The organism is Leifsonia sp. P73 (assembly GCF_051059105.1).
In the GTDB taxonomy this organism is placed as follows: domain Bacteria; phylum Actinomycetota; class Actinomycetes; order Actinomycetales; family Microbacteriaceae; genus Leifsonia.
Genome location: NZ_CP194931.1, coordinates 1,705,344 through 1,726,389, shown reverse-complemented (window position 1 = coordinate 1,726,389; position 21,046 = coordinate 1,705,344). Strand labels below are relative to the sequence as shown.

Sequence of the window (21,046 nt, the reverse complement as noted above, 5' to 3'; positions counted from 1 at the left end):
GGAGGCACCGTGAGCGATTCGGAACTGGACGTCGACCTGCTCGTCGTCGGCTGGGGCAAGGCGGGCAAGACGCTCGCCAGGAGATATGCGTCGGCCGGGCGCTCCGTCGCGCTGGTCGAGCGGGACCCGGCGATGTACGGCGGCACCTGCATCAATGTCGCCTGCGTCCCGACCAAGGACCTGGTCGTCGCGGCGGAGGCGCGCAGGCCCGACGACGACCCGCAGGAGTACTTCACGCGGGCGGTCGCGGGGCGCGACGACCTCGTGCACGGGCTGAACGGCGCCAACCACCGGATGCTGGAGGGGCTCGCCACGCTGGTCGACGGCACCGCGAGGTTCACCAGCCCGCGGGAGGTCGCCGTCCGCACCTCCGACGGCGAGACGCTGACCATCCGCGGGGCGACGGTGGTGATCGGGACCGGGACGATCCCGGCGCGGCCGGAGATCCCCGGCCTCGACCTCCCCGGCGTGTACGACTCCACGGCCATCCAGCACGCCGACGCGTTCCCGCGGCGGCTCGCGGTCATCGGCGCGGGCTTCGTCGGCCTGGAGTTCGCGAGCATGTTCCAGCTCTTCGGGTCGCAGGTGACCGTGCTGGACCCGCGCACGGAGCTCCTGCCGAGGCTGGAGCCGGCCGTGGTCGCCACCGTCCGCGACGTGCTCGGCGCGCGCGGTGTGACAATGCGGACGAGCACCCGGGTGCGCGCGATCGAGCGCTCCGCGGAGGGTCTGCGCGTGATGCTGGAGGACGGCGTCGTCGACGCCGACGCCGTGCTGGTGGCGACCGGCCGCACGCCGGTGACCGCCGGGCTCGGCCTGGAGGCGGCGGGAGTCGCCACGGACGACCGGGGCTTCATCCGCGTGGACGAGCGCCTCCGTGCCTCGGCCGAGGGCGTCTACGCGGTCGGGGACGTCAACGGCGGCCCGCAGTTCACCTACATCTCGCTGGACGACAACCGCGTGGTGTGGGACCAGCTCGCGGGGGAGGGCCGGCGCACGACGACCGATCGGGTGGCCGTGCCGAACACGACATTCATCACGCCGCCGCTCTCGCAGGTCGGGCTCACGCCCGCCGAAGCGGTGAGCCGCGGGCACGAGGTCCTCTACGCGGCGAAGAAGGTCGCGGACATCGCCGCGATGCCCCGGCCGAAGATCCTGGGCGACGCGGATGGGATCATCACCTTCACGGCGGACGCCGCCACCCGGCAGCTGCTCGGCGCGACGCTGTTCTGCGTCGACTCCCAGGAGGTGATCAACCTGGTGGCCCTCGCGATGCGCGCCGGCGTCACGGTCGACGCGCTGCTGAACGGGATCTGGACCCACCCCTCCAGCACCGAGGCGCTCAACGAGGTGCTCGCGGAGCTGGCCCCGTACCCGGGAAGCCGGGCCTAGCCAGCCCGCGCGCGCCCTCCCTAGACTCCGGCCGGAGCGGCACGGACGATCGGGGGAGCTCATGGGCGCGGGGCAGCGGGTGGCGGCGGACTACGCGGCGCAGGTCGCACGGACCGCGTATCTCTGGGGCTGGCCCCTGGTGAACATCCACAACCGCCGCGTCTTCATGGAGCAGCTCCCCGGGCCGGGCCTGCTGGCCGGGATCGTCCCCGCCGGGCCGCCGAACCGCATCGGGATGCTGCACGACTACATCCGGCCGGAGGAGCGCGTGGTCGCGTGCCCGAACCAGGACGTGGCGTACGGCTTCGGCACGCTCGACGCGCCGCTCGGCCCAGCGGTGGTCCAGGTGCCCGACTTCGGGGACAGGTTCTGGGTCTACCAGGCGGTGGACCAGCGCACGGACTCGTTCGTGGAGCTGGGGAAGATGTACGGCACGGCGCCCGGGCACTACCTGCTCGCCCCGGAGTCCTGGCAGGGCGAGGTGCCCGACGGGATCGCCGGGGTGTTCCGCTACGCGACCCGTTCGGCCGTGGTCATCCCGCGGGTGTTCCTGGACGATACGGCGGAGGACCGCGCCGCCATCCAGCCCATCGTGAACCGGATCAGCGTGTACCCGCTGGCGGAGTTCGACGGGACGATGAAGGTCGTCGACTGGTCGTCCGTGCCGACCTTCGGCGCGGCCGGCTCGACCTCCGGCGAGCAGGAGACGCAGTGGGTCGACCCCGGCACGTTCTTCGCGTCGTTCGGGGAGATCCTGGACGAGGTGCCTCCGCTGCCGGGCGAGGAGGCGTTGTACGACTGGTTCCGCACGGTTCTGGAGGCCGCGGAACGGGACGAGGAGGTCGCGGCGGCCTGCCGCGCGGCGGCGATCGAAGCGGATGCGACCGTGAAGGAGCTGTTCGAGTTCCGCCACTACGGCATCCCGGTCGGGGCGAACTGGACCACGCAGCGCTCGGGAGCACGGTTCGGCGCCGACTACCTGATGCGGACGGCGGTCGGGAAGTCGAACATCTTCGTCAACACACCCAACGAGACGACGTACTTCTACCAGGACCTCGACGCGGACGGAGCCCGGCTGGACGGCACGCAGACCTACTCGATCCGTTTCGAGGCGGGGCGCTGCCGCCGGTGCAGGGCTTCTGGTCGCTCACCGTCTACAACAAGCACCACTTCTTCCACGCCAACGGCCTCGACCGCTTCTCGCTCGGCACGAAGAACAAGAACCTCACCTTCGCCGACGACGGCTCGCTCACGCTGACGGTCGGCGGCGACGCGCCCACCGAACCGGCGACGCTGGCGAACTGGCTGCCGGCGCCGGCCGACGCGTTCTCGGTCTACCTGCGCGCCTACTGGCCGGACGGGTCGATCCTCGACGGGACGTGGGCGCCGCCGGCGGTGGAGCGGGTGGGCGGCTGACCGGCCGGCAGGCTCAGCCCGCGCACGTGCGCGATCAACTGCTCCGCCACCGCCTCGAACGGCTGGATGCTGGACTGCGCGCGGCTGAGGATGACGCCGCCTTCGCTGCCCGCGACGAGCAGCGCGGCCGCGCCGCCTGCGGCGCCGGCCGGCACGCCGCCGAGCGTCAGCAGCTCCGCGAGGAGGTCGGCCCAGCCGCGGAACACCGCGCCGGACTGCTGAAGCAGGTCGTCGGAGTCGGCGGCCACCGCGACCGCCACTGCCGAGCAGCCGATCGTGAAGTGCGACGCCAGCAGCAGCCGTCGCCAGCCGTCCAGGAACGTCGCGGCGACCTCCACGGCGGGCAGGCCGCGGGCCGACTCGATGACCGCGATCGACCTGGCGCGCTGGAGGTCGAGGGCTTGCGCGACCAGGCTCGCCTTGCCGCCGGGGAAGTGGTGGTAGATCGATCCGCGCGGCGCTCCGGTGAGGGCGACCACCTCGGAGAACGACGTCTCCTGGAGCCCCTTCTCGGCCAGCAGCCTGGCCGCGCCCTCGATCATGCGCGCCTTCGCATCCGAGACCATCCGTGGACCTTTCCGTCGAGAATCCTTGACTATGACGCTCATCATAATCCACACTGGACGCGCCACCCCGGAACCGAGGAGATGAGTCCCATGCCCATGATCGACGTCTACGCGACCGCCGGCACCTTCGCCGACCCGCACGCGCTCGCCGCGACCCTCGCCGACACCCTCAAGGTGATCGAGCAAGTGCCCGACATCCCGATGTTCCGCAAGAACACCGCCGCCTTCGTCCACGAGCTCGCCGAGGGTGCGCTGTCGAACGTCGACGGGGACTCCGACTACGTGCGCGTGCAGGTGCTCACCAACGCCGGCGCGCTCGACCGGCCGAAGCAGCTCGCGGTGGTCGAGCAGTTCACCGCCATCGTCGCGGAGGCCGCGGGCGACCCCACGCTCGCCGAGCGCACCTGGGTCCTCCTCACCGAGGCGGTCGAGGGCGGCTGGGGCCTCGCCGGCCACGCCAACACCAACGAGGAGCTGGTCGCCGCCGCCCGAGCCCAGATCGCCGCCCTCCAAGCAGGCAACTGACCCGAGACGTGATTAGTCGCGGGAATCCACGACCTGATTCCCGCGATTACTCACGTCTCGGCGCGCGTGAGGTCCTGGGCGAGCATGACGAGGATGCCGCTGGGGCCGCGGAGGTAGGTCAGCTTGTAGAGGTCGCGATAGTTGGCCACGCCGCGGAGCGGATGGCAGCCGTGTGCGGCGGCGACCTCCAGGGAGCGCTGGATGTCGTCGACCTGGAACGCGACGCGGTGCATGCCGATCTCGTTCGGGAGGGTCGGCTCGGTCTCGATCGCGTCGGGGTGGAGGTACTCGAACAGCTCCAGGCGGCCCCGGCCGTCCGGGGTCTGCAGCAGCGCGATGTTCGCGTGGTTGCCGTCGAGGCCGACGGCGGTGTCCGTCCACTCGCCGCTGACCGTGTCGCGGCCCACGACCTCCAGGCCGAGGTCGGTGAAGAAGGCGATCGCCGCCTCCAGGTCGCGGACGGCGATGCCGACGTTGTCGAGGGTGATGGGCATGGGACGCATGGTACCCACCCATGCGCGCACGAGGGCGCGGACGAGGGCTCGCGCGCGACCCCGGTGCGTCCGCGGAAACCCCCGTAACAGCGGGAATCCGGCAGCCGCGCGCGAACGGCGGTCAGGCTCGGACTTCCTTTCCGTGGACGGTGACGGCGTAGATGACGAGGATGTCGACGGCGACCATCACGATCGACCACCAGGGCTGCGCGGGCAGCGACATGAGCTGGGTGACGGCGTTCAGCCCCGCGACGACGACCGCGAAGATGCGCGCCCAGGTGCGGCCGGTGAGCAGCGAGAAGGCGGCCAGCGCCAAGCCCACTCCGATGACCAGCGACCACCAGCCCCAGCCGGCGACGTCGAAGGACGCCGCCCTGCCGTTGGGGCCGACGAAGTAGGCGGTGTTGGGACCGATGATCGCCATGATCCCGTAGAAGATGTCGATCGCTGCCCCGATCAGGAGCATGACCGCCGCGAAGAACACCCATCCGACCCAGCCGGTCCGCTGCGCTCCAGGATGGGACTGTGTTTGAGTCATGGTGCCGTCCCCTCGCTCTGTGTGGTGCTTTCGGCTGCATGATGCATCTAAAACGTGTACTTGGCAACAGCGGGTTTTCGCCCTGCCTCCGCGGCCGGATTGACCTCTTGCCGAGCCGGGCCGCGGCGTCGTACCGTTCGGCCACACGAGGCGATGGCCGCTCTCGTCAACCGATCGGAGTCGCCGTGACTTTCTGGGATTTCCTCGTCTGGTCGTTCTGGTTCTACCTGGTGTTCGTCTGCATCACGATCTTCATCCGGGTGTTCATCGACCTCTTCCGCGACCCTGAGCTCAACGGCTGGGCCAAGGCGCTCTGGTGCATCTTCCTGGTGGTGGTGCCGTTCCTGGCCGCATTCATCTACCTGATCGCCCGGGGCGGTCGCATGGCCCAGCGCAGCGCGGCAGGGTCGATGCAGGCCCAGGCCGCCTCCGCCGACTACATCCGCTCCGTGGCGGGGACGGGGACGACCTCGCCCGCCGCGGAGATCGAGTCGGCCAAGCAGCTCCTCGACGCCGGAACGATCACGCCGGCCGAGTTCGAGACGCTCAAGGCCAAGGCGCTCAGCGGGGCAGCCTAGGCCTGAACGCACCAGAGCCCGACCGATCGCTCGGCCGGGCTCTGGCGTGTTTTCCCCATACCCGTAGCTACGGGGACCATCAGCATACGCCGCCGCTCACTCGCGGGGAACGCGCACCCGGAGCGCGCCAGGGTCGACGCGGACGCGCATCGAGGTCACCTCCCCGAAGAGGTCGCCGTCCAGCTCGACCTGCTCCGGCCGGCTGGAGGTGAGCACGAACTCCTTGCCCTTGAGGTAGTTCATCGCGTGCACCTCGCGGTCGTCGCGCATCAGACGGCGACCGACGCTGGTGCGGCGCAGCACGCCGTTCTCCCAGAAGATCTTGACGACGATCCGGGCCCACCCCACGATGCTCTCCGGCCGGAGCACCACGATGTCGAGGATGCCGTCGTCCACCGCCGCGTCCGGGAGCAGCAGGATGTCCGCCTGCAGCGACCCGCAGTTGCCGATCATGACGGTGTGCGCGCGCAGGGTGTGGGGGCGGCCGCCGTCGAGCTGGTAGCGCAGGCGCAGTTCGTTCTTGTCGCGCAGCACCCGGCTCATCGCGTGCACATACGCGATCCACCCGGCCTTGGCCTTGAGGTCGTCGTCGGTCGCCGCGATCATCTTGGCGTCGATCCCGAGCCCGGCCATGACGAGGAACGCGCGGCGCTCTGTGCTGTCGCGGCCGTCGCGCAGCTCGGCGAGGCCGACGTCGATGGCCCGGTCGGCTCCGTCGAACGCGGTGTCGAGGGCGTGCTCGGCGTCGTCCAGGGTCAGCGAGAGGTTGCGGGCGAGGAGGTTGCCGGTGCCGGAGGGCAGCAGCGCCAGTGCGGTGTCGGTGCCGCGCAGCTCCTCGGCGACCGTGCGCACGGTGCCGTCGCCGCCGGCCGCGATCACCACGTTCACCCCCTGCTCCAGCGCCTCGCGGGTCTGGCCCGTGCCCGGGTCGTCCTCGGTCGTCTCCAGCCAGAGGGTGTCCTCCCAGCCATGCCGGCGCTCGGCGGCCGCGAGGGCCTCGCGCAGCCGTTCCGGGTCGGTCTTCACCGGGTTGACCACGATCGCGGCCCTGCTCATGCGTCTCCTTCTCGCGTCGTGCTCGGGCGGCGCGACGCTGCCCCAGACAGTACGCCTGAGTTGGTCGGCGTGTGCGAGGCTGAGGGGATGCATGTGCTCGACGACCCCGCCTGGAACGCACTCACCGGTCCGCACGCCGCGCTCGCCGTCGGGGACGACCGGGCCCGCCGCTACCCGCCGGACATGTCGCCGTTCGCGTCCGTCGCCGACCGGGGCAGCGCCGCGGATTGGGACCGCCTGGCCGACCTCGTCGGGCCGGGCGCGACGCTGGGCGTGTTCGCCGACGCGGCGCCGGAGGGCTGGGAGGCCGTCGCCGGCTACGACTGCTACCAGTACGTGTTCGAGGCCGCCGACCTCCCCGCGCCGCCGGCGCTCGGCGACGACGCACGCCTCGTCGCGCTCGGGGAGGCCGACGTCGCGGAGGCGCTGGACCTGGTCGAGCGGACCAGGCCCGGCCCGTTCCTCCCGCGCACGATCGACTTCGGCGGCTACCACGGCGTCCGCGTCGGCGACCGGCTTGCGGCGATGGCCGGCCAGCGGATGCGCCCGGACGGCTGGTGCGAGGTCAGCGCAGTCTGCTCCGACCCGGAGTGGCGCGGGCGGGGCTTCGCGCTGCAGGTCATGCTCGCCGTCATGCGCGGCATCCTGGACCGCGGCGAGCGGCCGTTCCTGCACGTGGAGACGGTGAACGAGCGGGCGGTCGCCGTGTATGAGCGGCTCGGGTTCACCCGGCGGAAGCGGATGACGGTGCTGGTCTGCCGGACGGCGGGGTGACCGCGTGCGGCTGACCGACCCGGCCGTGCCGATCCCGTCCGGGCTGCGGACGGCGGAGTTCGTCCTGCGCCCGATCACCGCGGACGACGCGGCGGACGACCATGCGGCCCTGATGGACACGCGTGATGAACTGCGGCTGTGGGAGCAGTCCTCCTGGCCCGCCGACGACTTCACCGTCGCGGCGAACCGGGAGGACCTGGCGGGCATGGAGCAGCGGCACCGCGACCACAAGGCGTTCAGCTACACCGTGCGCGACCCGGACGACACCGAGTGCCTGGGCTGTGTGTACGTGTTCGACACGAGCGCGAAGTTCCTGGCGGAGTCGGCGGTGACGGCCCTCGGCGGTGACTCCTGGACCGACGTGGAGGCGGTCGTGTTCTTCTGGGTGCGCCGTTCGCGCATGGCGGACGGGCTGGACGCCCGCGTGCTCGCCGCGCTGCGCGCCTGGTTCGCGGAGGAGTGGCCGGTCGAGCGGACGGTGTTCGTCGCGAGCGAGCCGTTCGCACAGCAGGTCGGGCTGATCGAGGGTGCGGGGCTCGTGCGCGGGTTCGAGTATGTGGAGCCGGGGAAGCCGGGGCGGTTCCTGGCGTACAGCTAGCGGATCATCGCTCACGCCGGCGGCGCCACCGGCGCCTTCGGCGGCTTCGCATTCACCTTCCCGTCCACCGGCGCCGGCACGGTGCTCCCGTCGAGCGTCACCAGCGCCGGCAGCGGCTGGCCCAACGGCCCCGGCCACGGCTTCGGCGCCACCGGAGCCGGCCGCGGGCTCGGCGGGGTCGGCTGCGTGATCGTGCTGCCCGGGGCCGGCGGCACCGGCCTCCCGAGCCCCGGCTGCACCAGGTGCGCGAGCGAGGGCGCGTCGTCCACGCGCGGCACCCCGAACGTGCCGAGCCCGAGCAGGTCGCAGATCGTCTTCGGGATGGACGCGTGCGAGTGCCACTCCGGGTCGATCGCCTGGGTGACGGCGCCGCCGAACATGAGCAGCGGGATGCGCGATCCGCCGATGACCTGGAAGCCGTCCGGGTGCAGCGCGTCCGGCGCCGTCTCGATCGCCGGCGTCGGCACTGAGTCGGCGTAGCCTCCCCAGTCGTCCCAGGTCAGGATGAAGACCGTCTCGTCCCAGCCGCCGCCATCGATCACCGCCTGCACGCGCTGCCAGACCAGGCCCTGGCCCTTGGTCACGTAGTCGGGTGCGGGCGTCGCGGGCGGGTGCTCGTCGTAGCCGCCGGGAGACCAGACGTAGCAGACGTCCGGCAGCGTCCCGCCCTTCGCCATCGGGATGAACTGCGACGGCGGGTGCACCTCGCTCGACCCCGGCGCCGTGGACGTGGTCGTGTAGAACTTGACCGGGTAGCCGTCCTGGTCGGGGAACGCTCCCCAGCTCACGCCGGCCTTCTCGGCGACGCTGAAGATCGAGGGCAGGTCCCACACCGGGTGCGCGCCCACGAACGGCGGGTTCTTGAGCGTCGGCATCTGTCCGCCGACGGCCAGCATGTGGCCGGGCGTCGAGTTCGATCCGGAGCCGAAGTGGTGGTCGCTGAACACGAAGTTCTTGGCGAGCCAGCTGTAATAGGGGATGACCTGGTCGTTGTCGAGCTGCATCGGCTCGGCGGGATAGTCGCCCATCGCGTAGTGCACCCACGCGTTCCGGTCGTGGGGCTGGTCGAAGTCGGGGGCGCTGGTGCGCAGATTCCCATGATTGGCGACCTCGGCGCCCCACTCCGCGAGGGAGGGGAAGTAGAAGTCGGTTGTCTTGTTCTCCTGGATAAAGACGATCACGCGCTTCACCGCTGCCATGCGTCCCACGGAAGCACGCGGGTGGGCGACACGCCAGAGGGGATGGGGGCGATTCGCGCTACCCGGGGTAGTTGATCTTCGGTCCGCTATGACCGCGCTTGCGGCCGAACTCGTACGTCACGTCCTCGGGAATCTCGGACTGCTTGGCGACGAGCAAGTTGTCTCCGTACCTCGTCCACGGATGCTTCCCCGCCGTGATCGGCTCGGCGTCGACCGAGTCCGGGAGCAGAACGGCCACGATGGGGCCGTCGTCCAGCCGAGTGCTGGCGCCGGCAGCGGAAAGGTCGAGCCCGTTCGCCTCCACGTCCTTCGGAGCGCTGCACGCCGCCGCGGTCGTGACCTGCACGTCGAGGACGGTGACAAGGCAGATGTCGCCCGCGTGATCGACGCCTGTCCAGAACGACTTCGGTCCGTCCGACCCGAGCTTCCGCAGCGTGCTTCGGTCGATTCCTCCCGCGATCAGCCCTTCAGTGTCGACGCCCGCGGGGAACACCTCTGTCGGAGGGCCGAGCGCTCCGATCACCGAGCGCGGCTCGGGGCCGTTGGACGCGTACTTTTCGGCGGTCGCGCTGCTCATGCCGATCGATGCCCCTATCCCGACGGTGAGGAGGCCGGCCGCGCCTCCGACGAGGACGATCGCCCGCTTTCGGTGCGGTGTGAGCTGATCGCGAAGCACGTTACTCCAACACGCCGGTCTCTGCCGGCAATGTTCGTAGGTGGGCGGATGCCGGTTCCGGCTTGTTCGACACTGTCACGTTTCACGATCTTGTGTCAATATGTATAAGTCGATGTTTTAGGGAGACTCGTCCCTTACCGTAACATCCCCTTCATACCCACCGCCCCGTCGTCCGCGCCGGTCATCGACGCCAGCCCCCATACCTCCTCGATCGTCCGCAGCAGGGAGTAGTGCGTGAACGGCGTCCCGACGACGGTGTGTGCTCGCGCCGCCGGCCCCGCGAGCACGCACGCGACCACGTTGTCCGACGAATCCCCTTCATCGAACGTCACCACCAGGAGCGAGCGCTGCGTCGTGAACGCCGGCGACGCCAGGATCGCCGGGACGTTCGCCTTCAGCCACGCGTCGCCCGCCGCGACCGAGCAGTCGTGCATGTCGTCGCAGAGGTTCGGGCTGATGAAGGAGAACGCCGGAAGCGTCGCAGCCGACGCGAGGTCGCCGGCGAAGCGCGAATACGGGACGTCGTGCGCCGCGCAGTACGACGCGGAGCCCGTCACGCTCGGGAAGTACAGGAACGGGTTGTGCTTCACCGCGTACAGGCTGGTGTTCGCCGTCGTGCACGGCGACGGCATGCTCTCGGCGTACATCCGCCAGGAGCGGCCGGCGCGGTCCAGCTCCTCGGCGAGGTTCGGGCCGGTGACCAGGCAGGAGCCGCCGGGAGGGCAGTCGGTCGTGATCCCCGCGGTCGTCCCGCTCGTGAGCGCCAGGTAGTTCGGGAGGCTCGGGTGCGTGATCGCCGAGTACGCGGTGGCGAGCGCGCCGGTCCGCGCGAGCGAGGTCAGGTAGGGGGCCTGCGGGTCGCCGATGACGGATCCGGCCGGCTTGTTCTCGTCCACGATGACGACGATGTGCTGAATCGCGGTCGCGACGGCGGCCGGTGGCGTGGAGGGCGCAGGGCGCGTGGGCGCCGGGGTCGCGGCGGGCGCGCCTGTCGGCGTGGGCGCCGCGCCAGGTACGCACCCGGCGAGGACGAGCACGCCGGCGAGCGCGCACGCGGCCAGGGCTCTCCCGCTCATGGAAGTACCGTACGCCGGGCGAAGGAGGATCGGGCGACCCGATCCGTTCAGCCCAGCGGCCCCTCGCAGCTCTCCCGCAGCAGGACCGTCACCGGCAGCTCCGTGCTGACCGGGTCCAGGTCGGGGTCGGTGAGGCGGGCGACCATCGCGCGCACCGCCGCGCGGCCGAGCTCCAGCATCGGCTGCATCACCGTCGTCAGGCGCGGCTCCGATCGGGCGCCCTCGTCGATGCCGTCGAAGCCGGTGACGATGATGTCCTCCGGGACGCGCACGCCGGCCGGGCGCAGCGCGTCCAGGACGCCGAGCGCCATCTGGTCGTTGGCGCAGACCAGGGCCCGGGGAGGCTGCCGCGGGCGATCAGGTCTTCGGCGACGGCGCGGGCGCGCTCGCGGGAGAACTCGCCGTGCAGCACGGGGAGCGCCGTCGGGTTGATGCCGCGGCCCTCCAGCGCGTCCGCGAAGCCGCCGTAGCGCTCGGCGTCGTCGGGGGAGTCGAACGGGCCCGTCAGGTACACGGGGTCGCGGATGCCGTGGTCGTCGATCAGGTGCTCGGTGAGGGCGCGCATGCCCTCCCGGTTGCGCACCGTGAGGTGGTCGAAGTCGTCGCCGCGGCGCTGCCCGGCCAGGTAGACGACCGGGATGGTGTCGCCGATCCGCTTCAGGACGTCGTGCGGTGCGCTCTGCGCGATGACGGCGAGGCCGTCGACCTTCCCTGCGAGATCGTTCAGCGTGAGCTCGAGCCCCTCGGGCGTGCGGCCTCGGCCGACGCAGATCATCAGCGAGAAGCCCTGCCGCCACGCCTCCAGCTCGCAGCCGCGCAGCACTTCCTCGAAGTACAGGTTGGCCGCGTTGCCGTGGTCGGGCGTGGCGGGGTCGCGCCGGACCTCCACCGTTCCGGTGTCGCTGACCACCGGGTCGCTGAGGTCCTGGACCGCGTCCACGCCGGGCAGGAACAGCCCGAGCACACCGGTGCGGCGGGCCGCGAGACCGCGGGCGCTTCCGCTCGGCACGTACCGCAATTCGCGCACCGCGGCGAGCACCCGCTCCTGAGTGGAAGCGCGTACATCGGAGGGTCGGGTGAGGACGCGGGACACCGTCGCGATGGACACTCCCGCGTGCGCGGCGACATCATACACCGTCGGTTTTCTCGCCACGTTTCCCCCCGAGTTCGTCTGTGAATCCGTTGTCAGGATCTCATTGTGACACGGGGAAACTTGTTTCGGGTGGGGTTGAAAGACGTTCCGTATGCGCTTACAGTGACGGAGCACCAAGTCATCGTCGACTGAAGGGACCACACCGCGATGAAAATGTCCAGGACGCGCCTCCAGCGTTCGCTCGTCGCCCTCGCCGCCGCCGCGTCATTGCTCGCGATGAGCGCCTGCAGCCTCCAGACCTCCGGGTCGAACAGCAACTCGGGAGCCAGCGGCTCGCTGCTCTTCGGGGCGGACGGCGGAAACCCGACGTTCGTACGCAACTTCAACCCGTTCTCGCCGAACACGCGCACCGGCGCGCACTACATGTACGAGCCCCTCCAGGTCGTGAACTCCATCGACGGCAAGGCCACGCCGTTCCTCGCGACGGGCGACAAGGTCGTCGACCCGAAGACGATCCAGTACACGATCCGCAAGGGGGTGAACTGGTCGGACGGCACGCCGTTCACCCCGGCGGACGTCGTCTACACGTTCGACCTCATCAAGAAGACCTCCGCGCTCGACCTGCTCGGCCAGTGGCAGAACATCGACACGATCAGCTCGTCCGGCGACACGGTGACGTTCCACCTCAAGGCGCCGAACGTCCCGGCCGCCGGCATCATCGACCAGCAGATCATCGTTCCCGAGCACATCTGGAAGTCCGTGAAGGACCCGGTGACCTGGGCCAACGAGAAGCCGGTCGCAACCGGCCCGTACACGGTCGGCACCTTCGCGCCGAACCAGTACACGATGGTGAAGAACACCAAGTACTGGCAGGCCGACAAGGTCGCGGCGGAGAAGCTCGTGCTGCCGGCCTCCAACACCGGCCTCCAGCTCGTCAAGGGCGGCTACGACTGGGCCTACTCGTTCATCGACAACGTGGACAAGACCTGGGTCGGCGCGAACAAGCAGCACAACAAGTACTGGTTCCCGCCCGGCGGCACCATCTCGCTGATGCCGAACCTGACCAAGGCCCCGTTCAACAATCTGGACTTCCGGATGGGCCTCAGCTACTCCCTCGACCGCGACAAGATCGCGCAGGACGCCGAGGAGGGCTACGTGAAGGCCGCGGGCCAGAACGGCCTGCTGCTGCCGAACGCGCAGTCGTGGCTGAACTCGTCGCTGCCGAACCAGGGCATGATCTCGCAGGACACCCAGAAGGCGCTCGCGTCGTTCGCCAAGGCGGGCTACACGCAGAAGGGCGGCAAGCTCGTCGACGCCTCCGGTCAGCCGCTCCAGGTCACGATCACCACGCCGAACGGCTACACCGACTGGCTGCGCGGAGTGCAGGCCGTCCAGCAGCAGCTGCAGGCCATCGGGATCACCGTGACGATCGACCAGCCGCAGCCGGCCGCGTACACGCAGGCGCAGAACAACGGCGACTTCCAGCTCCTGATGGGCGCGTTCGGCGGCGCCGGCAGCGTCTACCAGGATTTCAACACCCTGATGAGCAGTGAGTTCGCCAAGCCGGTCGGCACGTCGGCCTCCGGCAACTTCGAGCGGTTCAGCGACCCGCAGGCGGACAGCCTGCTGCAGCAGCTCCGCTCGGCCACCTCGACGAGCGACCAGAAGAAGTACATCGACCAGCTCCAGGAGGTCATGTACAACAAGATGCCCGTCATCAGCATGTTCTACGGCGGCCTGTGGGGCCTGTTCAGCGACAAGAGCTTCACCGGCTGGCCGAGCGAGAGCGACCCGTACGCGACCCCGGCCACCTGGACCGAGAACTCGCTGCTGATCCTCACCCACCTCACGAAGGCGAAGTGATCGCCGGCCGGTCGCGGGCGATGTCCGCGACCGGCCCCGATCCCGCCAGCCCGAACACGGAAAGGAGGTCGTCGTGCGCTATCTGCTCGGAAAGCTGGGACTCTTCGTCCTCACCCTCTGGGCGGCCGTCACGGTCAACTTCATCCTGCCGCGACTGATGCCCGGCTCGCCCGCGGACGCGGCGATCGCCAAGCTCAGCCAGAACGGCCCGGTGTCGCCCGCGATGCGCGCCTCGATCGAAGCCCAGCTCGGCGTGCCGACCGGCAGCCTGTGGGACCAGTACGTGACGTACCTGGGCCAGATCGTCCACTTCGACTTCGGGCCGTCGTTCAGCTACTTCCCGCAGTCCGTCTCCAGCCTCATCGGCGCGGCGCTGCCCTGGACGCTCGTCCTGGTCGGCACGGTGACGATCCTGGCGTTCGTGCTCGGCACGCTGCTCGGCGTGCTGGCGGCGTGGAAGCGCGGGACCGCCTTCGACACCATCCCGACCGTCGGCGGGCAGTTCCTCTCCGCGTTCCCGTACTTCTGGATCGCGCTGCTGCTGCTGTTCTTCCTCGGCTACGTGGCCGGCTGGTTCCCCACCAGCGGCGCGTACTCGCAGACGGCGACGCCGAACTGGAGCTGGGACTTCTTCACCGATGCGCTGTACCACGGCATCCTCCCCGGCCTGACGATCCTGCTGACCGCGTTCGGCGGCTGGATCATCGGGATGCGCAACACGATGGTGAACACGCTCGGCGAGGACTACGTGACCTTCGCGGAGGCCAACGGGCTCCGCACGCGCACCGTCGCCCTGCGCTACGCCGCCCGCAACGCGCTGCTGCCGCAGTTCACGTCGTTCGGCATGGTGCTCGGCGGCGTGGTCGGCGGCTCCCTCCTGGTGGAGACCGTCTTCGCCTACCCGGGCGTGGGCCTCCTCCTCTTCCACGCGGTGACCAACCAGGACTACCCGCTGATGCAGGCGCTGTTCCTCATCATCACGGTGAGCGTCCTGATCGCGAACTTCCTCGTGGACATCCTGTACGGCGTGCTCGACCCGAGGACCAGACGATGACGCAGAAGGAACCCACCATGACGCAGACTCCGACGACCTCGCACGTCCGGGCCACCGAGCTTGCCGCTGCGGAGAACGATCGCAAGGGCTGGAACCCGCTGCGCGTCGTCGGCCGCGCGTTCGGGACGGTGTGGTCCGAGCCCAAGGCGCGCTTCGGCATCGTGCTGCTCGCGCTCTTCATCCTGATGGCGATCTTCGCGCCGTTGCTCGCGCCCTATGACCCGCACGACACGTCGTTCCCGCACAGCCAGGACGGCAGCGCCGCGCACCTGCTCGGCACCACCGGCGTCGGCCAGGACGTCCTGTCCCAGCTCATCTGGGGCGCCAGGGTGTCCGTCTCGGTCGCGCTGATCGCCGGCGTGCTGAGCACGATCGTCGCGATCCTGGTCGGGCTGAGCTGGGGCTACGTCCGCGCGTTCTGGGGCGAGGGGGTCGGCTTCGTCGTCAACCTGTTCCTCGTCATCCCGTCGCTGCCGCTCATGATCGTGATCGCCGCCTACCTGCACAACGGCGGCATCGCCGTGATCGTGTTCGTCGTGGTGGTGACGGGCTGGGCGTGGGGAGCCCGCGTGCTGCGCTCGCAGACGCAGACCCTCCGCTCCCGCGACTTCGTCACCGCGGCGAAGTTCAGCGGCGAGAGCCCGAGCCGGATCGTGTTCCGGGAGATCCTGCCGAACATGACCTCGCTGATCGTCGCGAGCTTCTTCGGCGCGGCGACCGCGGCCATCCTCGCGGAGGCCGGCCTGGAGTTCCTGGGCCTCGGCGACCCGAACACGGTGAGCTGGGGAACGATGCTCTTCTGGGCGCAGAACAGCAACGTGCTGCTCACCGGCCAGTGGGTGCAGCTCTTCGCGCCCGGCTTCATGATCGCGCTGTTCGCCGTGTCCATGACGTTCATCAACTTCGGGGTCGACGGGCTGAGCAATCCCCGTCTGCGTGAGAGGAAGGCCGCACGATGAGCCTGCTGAAGGTCGAAGACCTGTCCGTCGTCTACGACGAGGGCAAGGGCCGGTCGTTCGAGGCCGTGAAGAAGGTGAGCTTCGAGCTCGGCCAGGGCGAGTTCGTCGGGCTCGTCGGCGAGTCGGGCTCCGGCAAGTCGACGCTCGGGTTCGCGCTGACCCGGCTGTCCAAGCCGCCGGCGCGGATCGCGGGAGGCCGCATCCTGTTCGACGGCACCGACATCGCCGCGCTCTCCATCGAGGAGGTGCGCACCCAGCGCCAGGGCGGTTTCGCGATGGTGCTGCAGTCGGGCATGAACGCGCTCAACCCGGTGCGCACCATCCGCAACCACTTCCTCGACATCTTCGCCGCGCACGGGCACGTGCCACCGCGGGCGCGCGTTGCCCGCGCCGAGGAGCTCATCGCGAAGGTGGAGCTGCCGGAGTCGACGCTCTCCCGCTACCCGGGCGAACTGTCCGGCGGGATGCGCCAGCGCGTCTCGATCGCGCTCGCGCTGGCCCTGGAGCCGCGGCTGATGGTGTTCGACGAGCCGACCACGGCGCTCGACGTGCTCGTGCAGCACGCCGTGATGAACACCATCCGCCAGCTCCAGGCGTCGGAGAACTTCACCGCGATCCTGATCAGCCACGACCTCGGCGTCGTGCTGGAGGCGACGCAGCGTGTGCTCGTCATGCACGACGGCGTGATCGTGGAGGACGCCCCGAGCGAGCGCATCCTGAACGCGCCGGAGCACCCGTACACGCAGATGCTGCTGAGCCACTATGGGGACCCTCGGGCCGCCGAGGTGACCGTGCCCGGGCTGGAGCGGCGGCAGGAGGGCGCGGCTCGGCCGGCGCCGGTCACCAGCGCGGTCGCGGGAGCCCGCGCCGCCGGCAACGCGGCCAGGCAGCGCATCGGCGCGCGTTCGCCGATCGTGGTCTCGAACCTCACGAAGGTCTACCCGAAGGGTCGCCGCGGCAGTGCGACGCGCGCCGTCGACGACGTGTCGTTCACCCTGGAGCCCGGCATGTCGATGGCGCTCGTCGGCGCCAGCGGCAGCGGCAAGTCCACCATCGCCAAGATGATCACCGGCGTGGAGGGGCCGACCTCCGGGACGATCCAGTTCGGCGACGCCCGCATCGACACCCTCCGCGGCCGGCGCGCGCTGAAGCAGCTCCACTCCGAGGTGCAGATGGTGTTCCAGGACCCGTACGCGGCGCTGAACCCGCTGCACACCGTGGAGTACATCCTGACCAGGCCGGTCGAGAACTTCACCGGCCTGCGCGGCAACGCCGCCCGGATGCGCGTGCTGGAGCTTCTGGAGACGGTCGGCCTCACGCCGGTCGAGAAGTTCGCCACCCGGCTGCCGCACCAGCTCTCCGGCGGCCAGCGTCAGCGGGTGGTCATCGCCCGCGCGCTCGCCAGCGACCCGCAGGTGATCATCGCCGACGAGCCGGTCTCGATGCTCGACATGTCGCTGCGCGCCGGCGTCCTCGCACTGCTGGAGGAGCTGCGCCGCACCCGGGGCGTGTCCATGCTCTACATCACCCACGACCTGCTCAGCGCGCGGCTCGTCACCGACCGGATCATGGTGCTCGACAAGGGCGTCGTGGTCGAGCGCGGCGACACCGCCGAGGTGCTGCAGCGCCCGCAGGACGACTACACGGTGCGGCTGCTCGACGCCGTGCCGACGCCGTCGCGCGGCTGACCGATCCCCGACTTCCATCCACAACGACGAAGGAGAACTCTGTGCTCACCTTTCCCGACGGCTTCCTCTGGGGCGCCGCGACCGCCGCGCACCAAGTGGAGGGCAACAACGTCAACAGCAACTGGTGGGTCATGGAGCACACCCCCGGCACGACGATCGTGGAGCCGAGCGGCGACGCCGCCGACCACTACAACCGCTACCCGGAGGACCTCCGGCTGCTCGCCGACGCCGGCCTGAACAGCTACCGCTTCTCGGTGGAGTGGGCCCGCATCGAGCCGGAGCGCGGCTTCGTCTCGCGCGCCAACCTCGACCACTACCGGCGGATGATCGACGCCTGCCTCGACGTCGGCCTGGAGCCGGTCGTGACGCTGATGCACTTCACCGTGCCGCGCTGGATGGACCAGGCCGGATTCTGGCGCAACCCGGAGGCGCCCGACCTGTTCGCGCGCTACACCGAGACCGTGCTGCCGATCCTGGAGGACGGCGTGCGCTACGTGTGCACGATCAACGAGCCGAACATCGCGGCGATGCTGGCCGGAGGGGAGAAGGCGGAGAACCTGGTCGCCTACGGCCTCCCGAACCCCGACCTCCACGTCGCCGACGCGCTGCTGGCGTCACACAGGCGCTCCCGCGAGGTGCTGTCGTCGGTCCCCGGCCTGCAGAGCGGCTGGACCATCGCCACGCAGGACTTCATCCCGACCGACGAGCCGGGCTCCGCCGAGATGCTGCACGAGTACGGCTACCCGCGCGACGACTGGTACCTGGAGGAGTCCGCGGACGACGACTTCGTCGGGGTTCAGGCCTACACCCGCACCTTCATCGGGCCGGAGGGTCCCCGCCCGGTGGCGGAGGACGCCGAGACGACGCTGACCGGCTGGGAGTACTTCCCGCAGGCCGCCGCCGACGGCATCCGCTCGGCGTGGGAGAAGAGCGGGCACACGCCGATCATGGTGACCGAGAACGGCATCGCGACCTCCGACGACAGCCGCCGCATCGACTACACCGAGGCGTCGCTGCGCGCCATCCACGAGACCATCGCCGAGGGGGTGGACGTGCGCGGCTACCTGCACTGGAGCGCCCTCGACAACTATGAGTGGGCCAGCGGGTACCGGCCGACGTTCGGGCTCATCGGCGTCGACCTGGAGACCTTCGAGCGCACGCCGAAGCCGTCCCTCGGCCGGCTGGGCTCGATCGCGCGGCAGAACGGGCTGTGAGCGCGGTGCCCGGGCTCCCGACCCGGCTGGCGGGCTCGCGCATCCTGATCGACGGCGAGCCCCGGATGGTGCTCGCCGGCGAGGTGCACTACTTCCGGGTGCCCCGGGACGAGTGGGCGGACCGCCTCGTGGCCGCCCGGGAGGCCGGCCTCAACGCCGTCGCGTCGTACATCCCGTGGATCTGGCACGAGCTCCCCGACGGCACCATCGACCTGACCGGGGCGACCCGGCCCGAGCGCGACCTGGGCGCCTTCATCGACCTCTGCGCCGAGCACGGGCTGTGGTTCATCGCGCGGCCGGGACCGTTCCAGATGGCGGAGTTGAAGAACGAGGGCATCCCGTTCCGCGTGCTGCGCGAGCATCCCGAGCTGCGTCAGCTCGGCTGGGACGGGGAGCCCGGATCGACGCACTCGCTCGACTACCTGGCCCCGGCGTTCCTGGCCGAGTCGTCGGCCTGGTTCGACGCCGTCCTCCCGGTGATCGCGGCGCGGCTGCGCGAGCACGGCGGCCCGGTGATCGCGGTGCAGGTGGACAACGAGGTCGGGATGCTCGACTGGGTGTCGAACACCCCGACGCTCACCGACGACGCGCTGCGGGCGTTCGCGCAGTGGTCGGGGGAGACGACGAACCCGCGCACGGGGGCGGCGCACACCGATGCGGAGCTCGCGCTGCACCAGCAGCTCGGCCGGTTCGTGCGCAGCCGCTACGCCGCCTACCTGCAGCGCCTGGAGGGCTGGGCGCGGGACGCCGGGATCACCGCGCCGCTGCTCGTCAACATCCACGGCACCGACGCCGGCCGCGGGCTGACGTTCCCGATCGGGGTCAGCCAGCTCGCGCAGGCCTACCGCGGCCGGCCCGGCGTCGCCGCGGGGACCGACATGTACCTGGGCGAGCTCACTGTGACCGACGCCGCCGACCTCTACGTCGCCAACGCGTTCACCGCCGCGGTGAACGACTCGGACCAGCCGCTCACCGCGCTGGAGTTCGACGCGGGCAGCGGGGACTACAGCGAGGACCTCGCGCGGCTCGTCTCGCCGGAGGCGACCGTCCTCAAGACGCTGCTCGACGTGGCGCAGGGCACCCGGCTGATCAACTACTACCTGTTCGCGGGCGGGATCAACCCGCTGCTCGACGAGCCGGTGGGCGACGGCAACGACCGCATCTCCTTCACGGGCGAGCGGCACGGGTTCGCCGCGCCGATCGGGCCGGAGGGCGCACCGTCCGCGGGCCTCGACGGCGTCGTGGAGGCGGCGCGCACCGTGACGGAGCACGCCGGATTGTTCGCGACGGCGACGCAGCTCACCGACGACCTGGTGCTCGGCTTCGTCGCCGACCACTACCTCACCGAGTACCGGCATCCGGCGGCCACCCGTCGCGCGGAGCAGGTGCGCGACCGCGAGCTGCACCGCGGCCTCGGCGTGCGGCAGACCCTCGCCCGCGCGCTCGTGTTCGGCGGCTGGAGCTTCCGGGCGCTCGACCTCCAGGCCGCCGCCGGCAGCGACGAGGCGTGGAGCGCGGGCGCGCCTGCCGACAGCCGCGACGGGCGGGACCGCGAACTCATCGTCCTGGCGACGGGACGCGAGCTCGGCCGCGGCGTGCAGGAGTTCCTGGCACGGCACCTCGCGACGGGAGGCCGGCTGCTGCTCGCCGGCGACCTCCCCGCCGAGGACGCGGACGGCTCGGCGTGCACCGTCCTCGCCGACGCGCTCGGCCTGAGCAGCGCGGGCGTCGTGGTGGAGAGCATGCACGCGGACCGGCCGTACTTCCCGAGCGTGCGCGCGGCCGGTCCGCTCGTCGAACACGGAGCGCGGGAGGTCCGCGTGACGCGCGCCCAGCTCCTCGCCGGGGAAGGCGAGCCGCTGCTCCGGGAGACCGGGAGCGGGCTTCCAGCGGCGATGCGCGTCGAGGCGCCCGGCGGCGGGGTCGGCGTGGTGCTCGGGGCCGACTACCCGGTGCACGCCGGGTTCTGGCGGTCGCTGCTGGAGTCGCTCGGTGTGAAGCCGCGGCTGGAGCTCGGGGCCGATCGGCCCGGGGCGATCGGCGTCCCGATCGCGAGTGAGGAGGCGGCCGCGGTGGTCGTGGTCAACGTCGCGCCGTACCCGGTGACGCTTCGTCCTGTGCTCGATGGCGTCGCGGTAAGCGCCGGGCCCGTGGTGCTTCCGGCGCGTGGGCACCGGGTCCTTCCCGTGTCGTAGCACCGCCCGCGGGTGAAGTTCTCGCCCGGCTGTTGCGCCGCGGCACCCTCGATGCCACTATTTACTGAACGATCGGTAAGGAACGAGGAGGT

The 21,046-nt window shown here is 70.6% G+C and carries 20 protein-coding genes and 1 pseudogene; 13 read left to right on the top strand and 8 right to left on the bottom strand.

What is annotated here, in order from left to right; genetic code table 11:
- Window positions 1–9: 9 nt before the first annotated feature.
- The 3 genes and pseudogenes from ACQ86L_RS08785 (at window position 10) to ACQ86L_RS08775 (ending at window position 2,808) form a co-directional block, all read left to right on the top strand.
- Window positions 10–1,392, top strand: a complete 1,383-nt coding sequence (locus ACQ86L_RS08785) for an FAD-dependent oxidoreductase (protein ID WP_434318539.1) — start codon at window positions 10–12, stop codon at window positions 1,390–1,392.
- Between the two features lie 61 nt (window positions 1,393–1,453).
- Window positions 1,454–1,996: pseudogene (locus tag ACQ86L_RS08780) on the top strand (DUF1254 domain-containing protein); the annotation flags it as partial.
- 524 nt (window positions 1,997–2,520) lie between these two features.
- Window positions 2,521–2,808 carry a DUF1214 domain-containing protein gene (locus ACQ86L_RS08775; RefSeq protein ID WP_434318538.1) on the top strand — a complete coding sequence of 96 codons (288 nt, stop codon included), beginning with the start codon at window positions 2,521–2,523 and terminating at the stop codon, window positions 2,806–2,808.
- Here ACQ86L_RS08775 and ACQ86L_RS08770 read toward each other — a convergent pair.
- Window positions 2,739–3,374, bottom strand: a complete 636-nt coding sequence (locus ACQ86L_RS08770) for a TetR/AcrR family transcriptional regulator (protein WP_434318537.1) — start codon at window positions 3,372–3,374, stop codon at window positions 2,739–2,741. The genes ACQ86L_RS08775 and ACQ86L_RS08770 overlap by 70 nt on opposite strands.
- Window positions 3,375–3,464: 90 nt before the next feature.
- Between ACQ86L_RS08770 and ACQ86L_RS08765 the strand changes: the two genes are divergently transcribed.
- Window positions 3,465–3,899, top strand: coding sequence for a tautomerase family protein (locus tag ACQ86L_RS08765; protein WP_434318536.1), 435 nt, complete (start codon window positions 3,465–3,467; stop codon window positions 3,897–3,899).
- A gap of 50 nt (window positions 3,900–3,949) precedes the next feature.
- On the opposite strand, the gene ACQ86L_RS08760 is transcribed toward ACQ86L_RS08765, so the two are convergent.
- Window positions 3,950–4,393, bottom strand: a complete 444-nt coding sequence (locus ACQ86L_RS08760) for a VOC family protein (RefSeq protein WP_434318535.1) — start codon at window positions 4,391–4,393, stop codon at window positions 3,950–3,952.
- A gap of 121 nt (window positions 4,394–4,514) precedes the next feature.
- Window positions 4,515–4,931, bottom strand: a complete 417-nt coding sequence (locus ACQ86L_RS08755; protein WP_434318534.1) for a DUF7144 family membrane protein — start codon at window positions 4,929–4,931, stop codon at window positions 4,515–4,517.
- A gap of 185 nt (window positions 4,932–5,116) precedes the next feature.
- On the opposite strand from ACQ86L_RS08755, the gene ACQ86L_RS08750 reads away from it, so the two are divergent.
- Window positions 5,117–5,509, top strand: a complete 393-nt coding sequence (locus ACQ86L_RS08750; RefSeq protein ID WP_434318533.1) for an SHOCT domain-containing protein — start codon at window positions 5,117–5,119, stop codon at window positions 5,507–5,509.
- Between the two features lie 96 nt (window positions 5,510–5,605).
- Here ACQ86L_RS08750 and ACQ86L_RS08745 read toward each other — a convergent pair whose 3' ends face one another.
- On the bottom strand, window positions 5,606–6,565 hold the full coding sequence (locus ACQ86L_RS08745) for a diacylglycerol/lipid kinase family protein (protein ID WP_434318532.1): 960 nt from the start codon (window positions 6,563–6,565) through the stop codon (window positions 5,606–5,608).
- 87 nt (window positions 6,566–6,652) lie between these two features.
- Between ACQ86L_RS08745 and ACQ86L_RS08740 the strand changes: the two genes are divergently transcribed.
- Both ACQ86L_RS08740 and ACQ86L_RS08735 read left to right on the top strand, forming a co-directional pair.
- Entirely contained in the window at window positions 6,653–7,339 is a 687-nt protein-coding gene (locus ACQ86L_RS08740) for a GNAT family N-acetyltransferase (RefSeq protein WP_434318531.1), read from the top strand.
- 4 nt (window positions 7,340–7,343) lie between these two features.
- Window positions 7,344–7,937, top strand: coding sequence for a GNAT family N-acetyltransferase (locus ACQ86L_RS08735; protein WP_434318530.1), 594 nt, complete (start codon window positions 7,344–7,346; stop codon window positions 7,935–7,937).
- A gap of 11 nt (window positions 7,938–7,948) precedes the next feature.
- Here ACQ86L_RS08735 and ACQ86L_RS08730 read toward each other — a convergent pair whose 3' ends face one another.
- The 4 genes from ACQ86L_RS08730 to ACQ86L_RS08715 all read right to left on the bottom strand — a co-directional run bounded on the left by ACQ86L_RS08730 (window position 7,949) and on the right by ACQ86L_RS08715 (window position 11,685).
- Complete coding sequence (locus tag ACQ86L_RS08730; RefSeq protein WP_434318529.1) at window positions 7,949–9,136, bottom strand: alkaline phosphatase family protein; 1,188 nt, start codon at window positions 9,134–9,136, stop codon at window positions 7,949–7,951.
- 58 nt (window positions 9,137–9,194) lie between these two features.
- Window positions 9,195–9,713 (bottom strand): hypothetical protein, encoded by a 519-nt coding sequence (locus ACQ86L_RS08725; RefSeq protein ID WP_434318528.1) that lies wholly within the window; start codon window positions 9,711–9,713, stop codon window positions 9,195–9,197.
- A 233-nt stretch (window positions 9,714–9,946) separates the two neighbouring features.
- Window positions 9,947–10,888 carry an alkaline phosphatase family protein gene (locus ACQ86L_RS08720; RefSeq protein ID WP_434318527.1) on the bottom strand — a complete coding sequence of 314 codons (942 nt, stop codon included), beginning with the start codon at window positions 10,886–10,888 and terminating at the stop codon, window positions 9,947–9,949.
- A 47-nt stretch (window positions 10,889–10,935) separates the two neighbouring features.
- Window positions 10,936–11,685: a substrate-binding domain-containing protein gene (locus ACQ86L_RS08715; RefSeq protein WP_434318862.1), complete on the bottom strand. Its 750-nt coding sequence runs from the start codon at window positions 11,683–11,685 to the stop codon at window positions 10,936–10,938.
- A gap of 509 nt (window positions 11,686–12,194) precedes the next feature.
- Here ACQ86L_RS08715 and ACQ86L_RS08710 point away from each other — a divergent pair.
- The 6 genes from ACQ86L_RS08710 to ACQ86L_RS08685 all read left to right on the top strand — a co-directional run bounded on the left by ACQ86L_RS08710 (window position 12,195) and on the right by ACQ86L_RS08685 (window position 20,954).
- On the top strand, window positions 12,195–13,844 hold the full coding sequence (locus ACQ86L_RS08710; protein WP_434318526.1) for an ABC transporter substrate-binding protein: 1,650 nt from the start codon (window positions 12,195–12,197) through the stop codon (window positions 13,842–13,844).
- 73 nt (window positions 13,845–13,917) lie between these two features.
- On the top strand, window positions 13,918–14,898 hold the full coding sequence (locus ACQ86L_RS08705) for an ABC transporter permease (protein ID WP_434318525.1): 981 nt from the start codon (window positions 13,918–13,920) through the stop codon (window positions 14,896–14,898).
- 17 nt (window positions 14,899–14,915) lie between these two features.
- Complete coding sequence (locus ACQ86L_RS08700) at window positions 14,916–15,857, top strand: ABC transporter permease (protein ID WP_434318524.1); 942 nt, start codon at window positions 14,916–14,918, stop codon at window positions 15,855–15,857.
- On the top strand, window positions 15,854–17,545 hold the full coding sequence (locus tag ACQ86L_RS08695) for an ABC transporter ATP-binding protein (protein WP_434318523.1): 1,692 nt from the start codon (window positions 15,854–15,856) through the stop codon (window positions 17,543–17,545). Before ACQ86L_RS08700 ends, ACQ86L_RS08695 begins: the two co-directional genes overlap by 4 nt.
- 41 nt (window positions 17,546–17,586) lie before the next feature.
- The gene (locus tag ACQ86L_RS08690; protein ID WP_434318522.1) at window positions 17,587–18,759 is read left to right on the top strand and encodes a glycoside hydrolase family 1 protein; all 1,173 of its coding nucleotides are present in this window, start codon (window positions 17,587–17,589) and stop codon (window positions 18,757–18,759) included.
- Window positions 18,756–20,954: a beta-galactosidase gene (locus tag ACQ86L_RS08685; RefSeq protein ID WP_434318521.1), complete on the top strand. Its 2,199-nt coding sequence runs from the start codon at window positions 18,756–18,758 to the stop codon at window positions 20,952–20,954. The genes ACQ86L_RS08690 and ACQ86L_RS08685 overlap by 4 nt, the downstream gene beginning before the upstream one ends.
- Window positions 20,955–21,046: the final 92 nt, after the last annotated feature.

Coding starts and splice junctions, on each gene's coding strand:
- ACQ86L_RS08770 (WP_434318537.1), bottom strand. CDS start 3,374: ATGGTCTCGGATGCGAAGGCGCGCATGATCGAGGGCGCGGCCAGGCTG.
- ACQ86L_RS08745 (WP_434318532.1), bottom strand. CDS start 6,565: ATGAGCAGGGCCGCGATCGTGGTCAACCCGGTGAAGACCGACCCGGAA.
- ACQ86L_RS08695 (WP_434318523.1), top strand. CDS start 15,854: ATGAGCCTGCTGAAGGTCGAAGACCTGTCCGTCGTCTACGACGAGGGC.
- ACQ86L_RS08710 (WP_434318526.1), top strand. CDS start 12,195: ATGTCCAGGACGCGCCTCCAGCGTTCGCTCGTCGCCCTCGCCGCCGCC.
- ACQ86L_RS08725 (WP_434318528.1), bottom strand. CDS start 9,713: ATGAGCAGCGCGACCGCCGAAAAGTACGCGTCCAACGGCCCCGAGCCG.
- ACQ86L_RS08730 (WP_434318529.1), bottom strand. CDS start 9,136: ATGGCAGCGGTGAAGCGCGTGATCGTCTTTATCCAGGAGAACAAGACA.
- ACQ86L_RS08765 (WP_434318536.1), top strand. CDS start 3,465: ATGCCCATGATCGACGTCTACGCGACCGCCGGCACCTTCGCCGACCCG.
- ACQ86L_RS08720 (WP_434318527.1), bottom strand. CDS start 10,888: ATGAGCGGGAGAGCCCTGGCCGCGTGCGCGCTCGCCGGCGTGCTCGTC.
- ACQ86L_RS08740 (WP_434318531.1), top strand. CDS start 6,653: ATGCATGTGCTCGACGACCCCGCCTGGAACGCACTCACCGGTCCGCAC.
- ACQ86L_RS08755 (WP_434318534.1), bottom strand. CDS start 4,931: ATGACTCAAACACAGTCCCATCCTGGAGCGCAGCGGACCGGCTGGGTC.
- ACQ86L_RS08760 (WP_434318535.1), bottom strand. CDS start 4,393: ATGCCCATCACCCTCGACAACGTCGGCATCGCCGTCCGCGACCTGGAG.
- ACQ86L_RS08700 (WP_434318524.1), top strand. CDS start 14,916: ATGACGCAGACTCCGACGACCTCGCACGTCCGGGCCACCGAGCTTGCC.